Source organism: Pedobacter terrestris, from assembly GCF_052343045.1.
Lineage (GTDB): Bacteria > Bacteroidota > Bacteroidia > Sphingobacteriales > Sphingobacteriaceae > Pedobacter.
Genome location: NZ_CP180264.1, coordinates 2,887,983 through 2,901,158 on the forward strand (window position 1 = coordinate 2,887,983; position 13,176 = coordinate 2,901,158).

9 protein-coding genes are annotated in these 13,176 nt (G+C 39.3%); 3 read left to right on the plus strand and 6 right to left on the minus strand.

Translation table 11 applies throughout. The annotated features are described in order from the left end of the window. The first annotated feature begins 9 nt into the window (after positions 1–9). The 3 genes from ACJVDH_RS12170 to ACJVDH_RS12180 all read left to right on the plus strand — a co-directional run bounded on the left by ACJVDH_RS12170 (position 10) and on the right by ACJVDH_RS12180 (position 3,334). Entirely contained in the window at positions 10–1,326 is a 1,317-nt protein-coding gene (locus ACJVDH_RS12170) for an NAD(P)/FAD-dependent oxidoreductase (RefSeq protein WP_443943672.1), read from the plus strand. Positions 1,327–1,596: 270 nt separating this feature from the next. After that, the gene (locus ACJVDH_RS12175; RefSeq protein ID WP_443943673.1) at positions 1,597–1,965 is read left to right on the plus strand and encodes a hypothetical protein; all 369 of its coding nucleotides are present in this window, start codon (positions 1,597–1,599) and stop codon (positions 1,963–1,965) included. Beyond that, on the plus strand, positions 1,955–3,334 hold the full coding sequence (locus tag ACJVDH_RS12180) for a YihY/virulence factor BrkB family protein (RefSeq protein ID WP_443943674.1): 1,380 nt from the start codon (positions 1,955–1,957) through the stop codon (positions 3,332–3,334). The genes ACJVDH_RS12175 and ACJVDH_RS12180 overlap by 11 nt, the downstream gene beginning before the upstream one ends. 112 nt (positions 3,335–3,446) lie before the next feature. On the opposite strand, the gene ACJVDH_RS12185 is transcribed toward ACJVDH_RS12180, so the two are convergent. The 6 genes from ACJVDH_RS12185 to ACJVDH_RS12210 form a co-directional block, all read right to left on the minus strand. Further along, positions 3,447–4,895, minus strand: coding sequence for a TlpA family protein disulfide reductase (locus tag ACJVDH_RS12185; protein WP_443943675.1), 1,449 nt, complete (start codon positions 4,893–4,895; stop codon positions 3,447–3,449). Positions 4,896–4,913: 18 nt separating this feature from the next. Beyond that, positions 4,914–6,326 (minus strand): RagB/SusD family nutrient uptake outer membrane protein, encoded by a 1,413-nt coding sequence (locus ACJVDH_RS12190; RefSeq protein ID WP_443943676.1) that lies wholly within the window; start codon positions 6,324–6,326, stop codon positions 4,914–4,916. A 2-nt stretch (positions 6,327–6,328) separates the two neighbouring features. Next, a complete protein-coding gene (locus ACJVDH_RS12195; RefSeq protein WP_443943677.1) occupies positions 6,329–9,970 on the minus strand; it encodes a SusC/RagA family TonB-linked outer membrane protein in 3,642 nt (1,213 codons plus the stop codon). A 79-nt stretch (positions 9,971–10,049) separates the two neighbouring features. Then, positions 10,050–11,192 (minus strand): FecR family protein, encoded by a 1,143-nt coding sequence (locus tag ACJVDH_RS12200; protein ID WP_443943678.1) that lies wholly within the window; start codon positions 11,190–11,192, stop codon positions 10,050–10,052. A gap of 72 nt (positions 11,193–11,264) precedes the next feature. Beyond that, entirely contained in the window at positions 11,265–11,861 is a 597-nt protein-coding gene (locus tag ACJVDH_RS12205; protein WP_443943679.1) for an RNA polymerase sigma factor, read from the minus strand. Between the two features lie 109 nt (positions 11,862–11,970). Next, positions 11,971–13,161: an NAD(P)/FAD-dependent oxidoreductase gene (locus ACJVDH_RS12210; protein ID WP_443943680.1), complete on the minus strand. Its 1,191-nt coding sequence runs from the start codon at positions 13,159–13,161 to the stop codon at positions 11,971–11,973. Between the last annotated feature and the right edge of the window lie 15 nt (positions 13,162–13,176).

The window sequence follows — 13,176 nt, forward strand, 5'->3', positions numbered from 1 at the left end:
TGCTTAGATATGAAGACAAAGAAACACGTTGTAATTGCTGGCGGAGGTTTCGCCGGACTTAACCTTGCCAAGAAACTTGCCCGCACTAATAATTTTTCGATTACACTTGTAGACAGAAATAACTACCATTTTTTTCCGCCCTTGCTCTATCAGGTTTCTACAGCATTTATAGAGTCTTCAAACATCATTTATCCTTTTCGCAAAATGTTTCACGATCAGCCCGTTCGCTATTTTATGGGTTCCGCAATCATGGTTAACGCGCAAAAGAAAACTTTGATTACCGATTCCGGTGAGCTTAGTTACGATATTCTGGTTTTAGCCATGGGTACTGAAACCAACTATTTTGGCAACGAAAAAATACGTGAATATGCGCTTCCAATGAAAACGATTGACGATGCACTGCAAATGCGCAATCATATCTTAATCCAAATGGAATGTGCCGTACGTTTAACAGATGTGGAAGAAAAAAAACGCCATGCAAATTTGGTAATTGCCGGCGGCGGACCAACAGGTGTAGAACTTGCCGGCATGTTTGCAGAAATGGCCACAAATATCATTAAAAAAGATTATCCTGAAACTACTTCTCGTGTTGGAAATATTTACCTGATTGATAGTGGACATGCACTGCTCGGCCCAATGAGCGAAAAAAGTCAGGCCGAAGCTTACCACATTTTACATAAACTGGGCGTTAACATTGTTTTGGGGAAACGCGTTAATGATTATGATGGCGAAAACGTTACTTTATCTGATGGCAGCTCAATTCCATCAAACACGTTGATTTGGGCGACAGGTGTAATTGCCCGGAAAATTGAAGGTATTCCGTCAGAGTCAATAACACGTGGGAACCGGATTTTAGTAGATGCATATAATCGTGTGAAGGGAATGGAAAATGTTTACAGTATTGGCGATCAATGCCTGCAGCTTTCTGATGAAAAATTCCCGGAAGGTCATCCGCAATTGGCGCAAGTAGCGATACAACAAGGCAAATTTTTGGCGCGTAATCTCTCTGCCCTGGAAGAAGGAAACACATTGCTGCCTTTTAAATACTTCGATAAAGGTTCAATGGCAATTATTGCCAAATACAAAGCTGTTGTAGATTTGCCAAAAGGTTTTTTTAAAGGATTTATTGCCTGGATGGTTTGGCTATTTATTCATATTATTCCAATTGCAGGATTCAGAAATAAAGTTAAACTTTCACTAAACTGGATGTGGAGTTTTCTTACCAACGATCCAACCTTACGCGTAATTGTAAGACCAAGAAAGCAGCTCGCTGTTGAAGCACAGCAACCAAAAGTTGAAGTGTTGAGTAATCCAAATCAAGCATAAAGCCTCTAAGATTCGTTACATTCAACCTTTTTGTTAAACCATTTTGGTTTATTCCTGACTCAACAAAAATAAATCCAACTTATTAAAAATTATGAGGGGCAATTGCCTCAATTTTAATCTACAGTTTTACATTTTCGCGCCGACTGATCCGGCATTTCCAGCCCACTTGTTTGTGAAATAAAAAACAATATCCAAAAAAGAAGGTTAAAAATAAGAAAGACGCGTGCATACATAAAAATACTTACAGCCGTGTCTACTTGATTTTAGCCTATGGATAAACAAAGTACAGAAAACCTTCAAACATTGCTCAACGAATTAAACACGAACGCACGGTTGAGATTTGAGCAAATAAAACTTAACGTGATCGTACAGGCATCACGCATAACCGCCGATCTTTTAACCAATATAGTTGTAGCCTTGTCGCTTATACTTGCGTTTTTATTTGCTACAGTAACACTCGGCTTCTTCCTTTCCACTGTATTTAACAGTTATTCATGGGGTTTTGGCGGCTTAACTCTGGTTTATTTAATAATAGCACTGGCGGTTGCAAAGAGCAGTAAAAAGTATATCGAACCGGCAATGATCAATTTCAGTATAGGAAGATATTTCAAAAAACATTTTGCAAATAATGATCACTAGAAAACATACAAGAAGCCTGGAGATTCTGAAAAATTACAGTGAAAATTTAGCCCAGGAAATTCGCGAGAGCGACTCCAGGATTTTAAAATCGGCGATGGAACTTCGGAAAACGGATACCGGAGAAATAATTCCGAGCTTATTTAAACCCAAACTGGAGAAACAAATGGATGCTTTAGCAAATCCCGGCCAAAAGTTTATTCCGGCTACGGCAGCAAAACTCCTGGATAAAACACTTTTTAAAAAAGCGGGCTTTCTGAACAAGATAATTTTATCAACTGCCGTAAAATTTGCTGTCAGAAAAATTTTAAAGCCAAAAGTTAAAGTGGTTAAAGAGAAAACAGGTATAATAACTCAGGAAAGACCGCCAGCGAAAGGTGATGCTGCAATTGAAAACACTCAAAATTTAACCGCTAAATCTAGAGAACAGATGAAAAAGAAAGTAACATTTAAAGGGATAGTTGAAGTGGTAAAATCTGCTTTCGGTGGATTTACAGACCACAAAGTGACTAAAATTAGTGGTTCACTTGCTTATTACACCGTATTTTCAATGGGCCCGCTGTTGGTTGTTATTATCTCGCTATGCGGAATTTTTCTGGATAAAGAAGCTGCAGAGGGGCAAGTTTTTGATCAGCTTAAAGGTTTCTTGGGTGGCGAAACGGCTTTGCAACTGCAAAACATCATTAAAAAAGCGTCAATCGGTAATAAAAGTACAATAGCTTTCATCATCGGGATTTTTACTTTACTTATTGGTGCCACAAGCGTTTTTGCAGATATACAAGATTCTATAAATACCATTTGGGGAATAAAACCGAAACCCAAACGTGGCTGGTTAAAAATGTTGCAAAACCGGTTTCTTTCTTTCTCTGTAATTGTTAGTCTGGGTTTTCTGCTACTTGTGTCGCTCGCCATTACTTCTATTTTAGATGGATTTAGCGAGCGGTTGCAGGCACGCTTTGCTGATGTTTCGGTAATTGTTTTCTATATACTTAACCTCATCATCACACTTGGTGTGATTACCACCATATTCGGTGTAATATTTAAAGTATTGCCAGATGCCGACATCAAATGGCGCGATGTAATTTCCGGTGCAATTGTTACGGGTATACTTTTTATGATTGGAAAATTCGGAATTTCATTCTACATCTCTCAGAGTAACGTTGGCGGTACTTTCGGCGCAGCCGGATCACTTGTTGTGTTATTACTGTGGACTTACTATTCATCCATCATTCTCTATTTTGGTGCAGAATTTACCCGCGCATACGCTTTGAGTTACGGATCAGAAATACGTCCCAATCATTACGCTGTAACCATTAAGGAAATAGAAGTTGAGCAGGGAAATGCATCCGTGCAACAAGCACAGCAGCCATAGATGGAATGAAATTTTGGTTTGGCCACTCATTTTAAATCCACATTCATAAAACATAGTTTTTTAAATAGCCTGCACCTTTGAGAAAAGGTACAGGGACTACTAGTATATTGGTTTAATCGATACTCTTCAGCTGATCGATCAACTTTTGTCCATCACTCGGCCTACGCGCATCCCAGTTAACAATTTTTCCCTCCCTATTTAAAATGAGATAGCGGGGTATACCGGTAAATTTAGGTACGGTTTCGGTGATGTATTTGTAAAAGGCTTGAGTTGCACGCATATTTTTTCCATTTAAACCCATACCTTTTGCCATGTTCTTCCATTCCAAATCTTTATTATCCGCATCTATGGAAAGATAAAGTGCTTGAATACCTAAAGCCGTAAGTGCATCGTGCATTTTAATGCTAATTTGCAATTCTTCCCTGCAGGGTACGCACCACGTTGCCCACAGGTCGACATAAGTTACCTTGCCTTTAACCCGTTCTGCCAGTTGCTCGAAAGTGTTGATGGAATCAGATGCGGGGATAAATTCTACTTCGGGAGCATCCATACGCAATCGTTCCTTAAAGACTTTCACTTTGTCTACAAGCCGTTTCAACAGGGGTAAATAAGGGCTTTTGGGATAGAGGTGTTGAAATGATTGGAAGTTTTCGATCCATTCCGGCTCATTTCTGTTGTAGCCAATTCCCTCCGCCATCAGAGTTGCCCAAGGAAATTCCGCTTCCTGAACATTAAATGTATTGCGAACCAAATTTATAGAATAGAGTGAAAAATTTTCGCCGTATTTAGCGCGGTCAAAATCTAAATTTCCCCCTTTGGATTTTGCATCAAGTGCTACATAAGAGAGATATCGACCTAAGAGAACAGGATATAAATACGAAGATTTCGTCCTCTGATCTGATATGATTGATGTTGCTTTCTTATATGCTGCCAAATGGGAAGCATCAAATTCTATTTCGGGTTTTGTAAAACCCCGAGATATGAAAAACATATCCGTACACAACAATAGACGATAATAGATATCTGCGTTTTGTTCAACGGCTTTATAAAAGATCAGCGAAATTTTCCCGGAATTTAGCAGGTCCTTAAATTGGTTCAGATCGCTTGTCATTAACTTCCGGACATACGCTTCGCGATCTGCTGTTTGAGGAATGGAATCCAACTCTTTAAACCTGCTTCGGGTATTATCCTTAAACAACTGATTAAATAAAATCTGTCCTTCGGCATTCGTACCAGAAATTTCCCATTTTTCGCCGTCAAAAAAATTCAGTGTGTAATGTTCATCTGCGGCTAAATGAATTAGATTTACCGTTTGATAGTCTTGCGATATTTGAATGATACCAGGATCTACAGCCTCCAAATTGAGTATCGCTTGTTGATTAACATCCGCTTGAATTCTTTTTTCATTCGGTTGGAAAAAATTTAAATGGATCGGCAGCCGTATATCAACCTGAGTATTAGAACCTGGTTCGGAAATGATTTTGAGGGATAAGCTTTGGCTCAATACACTTCTTGTTGTAAACACAAACAACAAAAAAATTAGTGCAGATTTTAATTTCATATTATTTATTTAAGCAGATTATGGGTTTTGAATTATTCCATCGGTAATTGCCGATTCCGGCAAACGCAGCACATACCGGTTGCTGCCGGGTGTAAGCTCGATAAATGTACCGTCGGCGAAATAGTGTCTGGCCGTAAAACCATATACGGGGTCAGCACTTAATCGTCTCATATCAAACCACCGCGCACCTTTAAAAAACAGTTCTTTCCTGCGCTCCAAAAGCACCAGTTTTACGGCATCCGTTACTGTATTTGCCGCGAGAGCGGTATACGCATTAGCACGAATTCGTGCTTTCCGCAAAAGGTTTAGATCGGTCATGGCTGCAGAAAGGTTACCCAGACGTGCATTGGCTTCAGCTCTGACCAACAACATTTCCGGCACCGTTATTCCAATACTATATTGATACACTGTACTGTAAGCCATATAATAATAATTTCCATTCCAAATGGCTGGAGTAGCAGTTGTCACAGAACTTGGCGTTAAAACAATTCTACGCAGGTCATTTTCCGGAAATAACGCTACTGTTTCCAGAGAAACACCAAAGCCATACATACCTAAAGAGGAGCTGTGATATCGGATGAATATATCCTGAGTATTCGGCCGTTGGCTTAACAGGCTTCCGGTCTTAGTATAGATGAAATTTAATCCATTTCCATTATATGTTGAAAACTCATTATTGTAATCAATCAAACCGTTTTGAAAGGTTAATGCCTGTGAAGCGGCTTCCCCGGCGGCGGCGTAGTTGCCCATATATAAATAAGCACGGGCTAAGGTTCCGTACGCAGCACCTTTCGTCATTTCGAAATAGTTGGCGCCAATAGACGGCAAATTTGGTAAGGAGGCATTGATCTCGGAAATAATGTAATCATAAACCCCTTGAACAGTTCCCCGGTCTGGCGGGTTTTGGCTGATGTTGGTATCGTACACAAGTGGTATTCCCGGGTCTGTTGAAGATGTATTAGGATTGTATTGTTTGGCATATAAATTTACGAGATACAAAAAGCTGAATGCCCGTAAGGCCCTGGCTTTTGCCTTTGCCGCGGTTTTTCTCGATTCTGTGCCACCAGTAGCATTATCGATATTATTTATAACTGCATTAAACTGATAAATATTGGCATACAAGCGGTTATAAAAAGATTGGGAGAGCAAATCATTTGAGGTTGAAAAGATCGTTTCAGACCATTGATACGCCTGATTTTGTGCTGTGACAGGAATATTGGTTCTGCTCAGGCTCCAATTATAATAGTCATCAGAAAGCACATCCAAGATGGTTGAGAAGGGCCATTGTAAATCTTTAGCTTCAAGAATTTTTTCAAAATCTTCAACGGTTGAGGGAACAACATATCCCTTTGGTTGTATATCTAAATACTTCTGGCATCCAAACTGCACGGACAGCGCCAGGGTGAGAAAACATATGTATATTTTTTTCATGGTTAAAAATTTAAGTTAACACCAAAAGCAAAGGTTGGAGACACGGGTGTTGTGCGAACACCATTGGAAAAGGCTTCGGGATCAATTCCCAATTTATTAGCAGTAATCGTCCATAAATTACGCGCCTGCGCATTTATCTGAAGTCCCTTGATAAACTTAAAGCGTGCCAGAGACTTTGGTGAAAAATTGTAGGTAAGTATTACCTCTCTTAATTTTGCATAAGATGCGTCGAAGACTTGCACATCCAGGTAATTGGAATAGTAGGCTCTGGCATAATAATAGTTTTGGCTATCCCATACGACATTGGGAATGGTGGTTGTGAGCTCATCTCCGGGTGCTTTCCATGCAGTCGCCACACGCGAATCATATGCTGTTCCATTAACATCAGAATTGGGCAGATTTTGACGGCCTACGTGGCCGAGGTAAAACTGAAACATAAAACTCAATTCAAAATTTTTATAGTTAAATATGTTTCCGAATGCACCACTGGTAACCGGCCGACTATTGCCTGAATAATAGGCAAAATCCAGAGCATTTGTGAGATAATCTCCTTGCACCTGCCCATTGGCATCCAGCAGATACAGTTGCCCATTATCTGGCGTTAACCCTCCATAACGTACGCTAAACAACCCACCATAAGGATAACCCACAATATAAGGATGCGAACTGCTGCTGGCCAAGACCCTCGAACTGGTATAACTGGAGGAAAGGGAAACTTCTGTGATTTTATTATTATTACGGGCATAGGTAAAATTGGTGGTCCAACGAAAGTTTTTGTTCACGATATTGCGCGTTGTTAGCTGAAGCTCAAAACCATCATTATTCATACTGGCCGTGTTGAGTAAAGCGGTATAAAAACCCAGCGTAGGATTTATTGCTGTTTCGGCAAGAAGATCTGAACTTCGCCTTAAATAATAGTCCAGCTTGCCGGAGATGCGGTTTTTAAAAAGTCCGAAATCCAGACCGAAATTGGTTACTTCAGTTTTTTCCCACCGCAACGCATCATTTTCTGGCGAGCTAATGGTATATGCTGGCAGATTTGTATTCGAATTGACTGACGCCGTCGCAATTAAAAATGGGCCTGAATTTTTGGGGATATTTCCATTTAAACCATATGTAGCTCGTGCCTGAAGATAGTTAACCAATTTACTATCTTTTAAAAAATCTTCATTACTTATAATCCAGCTCACGCCAGAAGACCACATTGGTTTGTATAAATATTGAGGATCGGTACCAAACAGATTGGTCTGGTCAATTCTGAAACTACCACTTAAGACATATTTTTTCTTGAAGCTATATGCCGCATTTCCAAACATTGATATATACCGATCTTCAACATAGGTGATATAATCTGCAGGAGCTATTAAGTAAGAAGAGTCATATGGATCCAAGCGCGTACTGAAACTTGCCAACTTCTGTTTATCAAGTTCTATAAATTTTAGGGTGTTGTCATCATATCCATATTTTGTTAGAAAACTCCCTGTACCCCAAACACGTCGCTGTTCAAATCCAATTACGGCAGATATCTGATGGTCTGATGCGATAGTTTTATCCACATTCAATACGCCCCTAAGTGTATAAGCGCTATTATCCGTACGGGTTTCTTCCAACTTTCCGCCCTGAGGAATATTGTAGGTTGGATTGAGTAGTGTTCCATCCGCATTGGTAGCAATGACACCGTTCGTTGTATAGGTTGGTGTAATGTAGGATGTCACAGTCGTCATCAGCCTGGACTCATCTGCATGTGTATAAACCTTATTATAGGAATTGGCTTTTTCAAGCTGGTAACTTGCATTAAAACTTATACCATCTACGATCTTATAATTCAATTCGGCCTGAAACCTTTGGGCAGTGGAACGGTTTGTAATTTCAGTTTGGTCCACAGCCAAAAGTGGATAAAAGGCCAGGTCACCCAGTCCATATGCGGCACGCTGGGCAGCAATTGCAGGATTTGCATAGCCATCCATTGATATCGGGAGCGGATTTCCGTTTGCATCCTCCAACATATTATACGCTTTCGTTTTGTAAACATCTATAGAGGATACAGGCGCTCCTGTTCCGTTCGTTGTATTTAAATTCACATTAATTCCAAGGGTGAGCCGCTTGCCAATTTTATGTGTACTTTTGAACAATGCATTATACACGTTATCGGCATCTTTCAGGTCATATCCATTACTGTTGGTTACATTTAACGATCCATAATAGGTGTTTTTATCATCTCCACCACTAAAAGACAGACTTTGATTCATCGTGAATGGATTTTGCATCAATAAATCCTTAATCTGTTGTGTATTGTCCAACCCACTTAATTGCTGTAGGCCTGCTGCATAATCCGCTGCCGATATCCTGCCTGCAACAGAATCCATATAAAGTTGGGTAACTTTAGAGTAACTGTAGCCTGTATTCCTGAAATAAGCCTCTGTATATCCAGGATCCAAAAGTTGTTTTTCAATGGCAATATCTTCTGCGGCGGTGGCACGGTTAAAATAATCCAGGTTCGGCTTAGGTTGAAATTGAAAACTATTGGTATAAGTGAAACTGATATCGCCTTTTTTTCCATGTTTGGTCGTAATTACGATTACCCCATTTGCTGCACGCGCACCCCAAATTGATGCAGCAGCAGCATCTTTCAGAACAGTGATCGTCTCCACATCATTTGGATTAATGGTATTAATATCTCCCTCAATCGGGAAATTGTCTACAACGATTAAAGGCCTTTTAGTGCCAGAAAGTGTGGATACTCCCCTGATAGTTAATCCGTCATCACTCCCATTATCTACACCATTGATCATCATTAAGCCCGGCACCAAACCTTCCAATCGTTCCAAAACATTCGTTTGTATTTTATTTTGAATTTGTTTTGAGGTAACCACATCTATGGCACCGGTGGCACGTTCTTTAGGCAACAATTGATATCCCGTGTTCGCTTTTACATTTACTTCTGTCAAATCGGAAGCGGAAGGAGTCAGCACAACTTTTATAGGAGATCTTTGTACCTTTTTTTCTTCTTGCAAATAGCCAATATATGTAAATACTAGAACCTCATTTTCATCAACATTCTGAAGCTTAAATTCCCCTTTTTCATTGGTTACAACAGATTGATTTGTACCCTTCACTTTTACATTAGCTCCGGATAAAGGCGTGCCTTTTTCATCTAAAACCACCCCTTTAACATCAATTTCATTAAAATAATCTACTAATTTATCAAATACAGTTTTCTCTTGCTTTTGAATAATTATTGTTTTCTGATCTATAGAATACATCAAACCCCGGGGGAGAATAATTTGATCTAATACACGCTTCAATTCAACATTGTATACGTTAATATTCAATGCTTTGCCCCCTTTTAAATCTTCGGTTCGAAAGAGAAAATGGTATCCGGTTTGCGATTTTATCTCCCTGAATAAATCACTAAATGTGATATTACTCTTGGATATGCTCACCTTCTGAGCAAAACCCGCGGCAGAAACTTGTGAAAATGCGATTAATAAAACGATGAATGTGGTGTTAATACGCATAATAGCCTGATTGCTAATAGCTTGTTGGTTTCCAGAAGATAATGTAGCCTTATCTCTCAGAAACTTGAGGTTAAATTTCATATTTTTGTCTGGTTTGGATTGGTTGATAATTTTGTGTAACTGCATTTTTAAAACGCCCAAAACCAATACCGGGAACGGGTCGAGCGTTCCTGGTATTTATGTAAAAAGGCGTTGGTGGTAAAACTCAAGGCATCACGGTAAGCCTCCTTCCCTCTATTTTAAATTGTACGTCTTTAGTGAGTTCGAATTTTTTTAAAATTTCCGAAATGTGCTTAAAACGCGATACCGCCCCGTTAAACCGTTTTGAAGCGGTGTTTCCTTCGAAGATAACGTCGACATCATACCATCGCGCAAGCTGTTCCATAATCACTGCAAGAGTTTCATCTCTAAATATAAACTCCTGATTTTTCCAGGCCAGGTCTAGCTCTACATCCGCAGTTCCCAACGTGACACCGCTATCTGAAAATACAGCGGATTGGCCTGGTTTTATTTGTACGCGTTCAGCAGAACCGTCAGTTGGCGCCATGTCCACAGCGCCTTCTAACAAAGTAGTTTTAACTGCTCCGCTACTCGCATATCCGTTTACGTTGAAATGCGTACCTAATACCTTAACCTGGTAGTTTTCACAATTCACCAGAAACGGACGATTTTTATCTTTTGCCACCTCAAAGTAGGCCTCCCCACTTAAATCAACCTGGCGTTCTTTTTTCAAATAAAAATTTGCCCGATATCGTATAGAGGATTCGGCATTTAACCAGATGACTGTACCATCCGGCAATTCGATCTGAAATTCGCCTCCTTTTGGAGTTTCAAGTGTGTTAAATGCGTTATTACTAAGGGATTGAGCGGCAGAATCACGATCAACAATATATTTAACTTTGCCATCCGCAGTTTTCAACACCTTGATCCCCCCTATTTCTGTTAATTCACCTATTTTATTTTGAGACAAATCAATCTTTCGTCCATTAGACAATGTTAAGGTTGCTTTGTATCCGCCCGGTTTGATATCATTAGCTTCATCAAGCACATGGAGGCTTTGGATTTTCCAGATATACATGGCAGGTGCAACTATCAGAAAAAAAACAGCCACTGACTTCAGCCATGTTTTGGTTGTAAAACCGGGCCAAGCTGTGTTTTTCCTATCAATTATTTTATCTATTTTTTGTTTAAGCTCATATTTAAAATTCGCACGCTCCTCTTCGGTTTTTGACCATAAATCATTATCAAGTTCTAATTCCAACCAATGCTCTATAGCCAAGTTTTCCAAATCGGTAGTTTTTTCTTTGCGATATTTCCGGATTAGCTCTTTAGCCTGCCTTTTTTTCATATATTGTAAGCAAAATGAATCCTATTCTAATGGTATATTCTAAAAAACAGGCATTGGTAGTAGATATTTTTTTTATTTACGCAAAAAATATTTAGAGAAGTCATAAATACAGACGACTATTTGTATATATATGCTTTTATGGATAAACTTAAGCGCATTGTTAATCTGTTTTTTCACAGTGGTTTGTGCGATATTTAATTGCTGAGCGATTTCTCTGTGCGACAATTGATCATTCCGGCTGAGCAAATAAATCTCTTTCATTTTACTTGGGAGTTTTGACACGGCTGCATCTACACTATTTTGCAATTCCTTCGCGGATATGTTTTGCTCAATATCGAGATATATAAAGTCCGCGCGCGTCGAAAATCGTTCAAGAAAATCGTTTTTTGTTATGTTTTTCTGGATAAATTTTAAGGAAAGATTTCGGGTACCCTTAATCAGATACGAAGCGAGGTTACCCTTTATATCAATTGTATAGCGTCTATTCCAAAGCGAAATAAATATTTCCTGAACGATATCCGCGCCCTCTTCTTCAGACTTTGTTAGCTTAATGGCATAAGAAACCATTTTTTCCCAATACCGGTTATAAATTTCTGTGAATGCGTCGTACTCTCCGGATTGTAAGAATCGAACCAAATCATCGTCATGAAATGTGCTAAAATTAGCCATGTCAGTTTGCAGTTACGAGGAAATGGGATGATGTTCAAATAAAGAGAAAAAATATGTGATTTTAAAACGATTAAGAATTAATTGTTTACTCTGAATGTAAAATTGCTAATTAAAGATTCTGAGCAATTACAAAGCCCGAAGCCCAGGCCCATTGAAAATTATATCCACCGAGCCAGCCGGTAACATCAACACACTCTCCACCAAAAAAGAGGTTGGGAATTTTTTTACATTCCAAGGTTTTGGATGAAATTTCGTCGGTACTGATTCCGCCGCGCATTACTTCTGCTTTATCGTAGCCTTTATCGCCAGCCGGCTTCACTTTAAAATGATGAATCGTCTGATCAATAAGTTGAATTTCTGTTTTGGTTAAAGAAGCGACTGTTTTATTCAGCGGCAAAAACTTCCCCAGAGCATCTGTAAATTTCTTGGTGTAAAAACGGTTCAAAAAAGTAGACAATAGAATTGCTCCATTTTGTTTGCGAGCATCATCCAACGCATTAACAATATTTTCTGACGGAAGTAAATTAATATTTACGGTACTTCCCCGACGCCAGAAAGAAGAAATCTGCAAAATAGCAGGGCCGCTTAAACCCCAATGCGTAAACAAAATATTCTCTTCAAAAGCAATTTCATCATTGCTTACTTCACAAAAAACACTATTTCCAGACAATTGGGCAAACCATTCTTCATCTTTTCCGGTAATTGTAAGCGGCACCAAAGCCGGTGCAGTTTCCACAATTTTTAAATGGTGTTTTCGCGCAAAGCGTAAAGCAAAATCTGTGGCACCCATTTTTGGAATAGGCAAACCGCCTGTTGTAATAACCAGTTTTTCTGCCGTTAAAGTTTGTTTTTTGCCAAATTTTTCAAAAGCAACCCGAAATCCATCCGGTAAAATTTCTATATCTGTAACATTAGTGCCGCAGCGAATTTCCTGACCAAAATCTGCACAAACAGAATTAAAAACCTGAACAATATCTTTTGCACTTTTTTGATCCGGAAATAGTTGTCCGAGGGTTTTTTCCTTCCCTTCTATTCCATAAGTTTCAAAGAAACCAACTGTATCTTCTACCGTCCACTGGTTGAAAGCCGATTTTACAAAATGCGGATTTTCAGAAATAAAGTGCTCTGGCGAAGCAAATTGGTTGGTATAATTGCAGCGGCCGCCTCCAGAAATGAGAATTTTTGCACCTGTTTTATCGTTCTTTTCTAGAAGGATAACTTTTTTCCCTAAATAGCCCGCTTGTACGGCACACATTAAACCACAGGCACCGGCCCCAATAATTATCGCATCTGCATCCATCAATAATCGAAATAT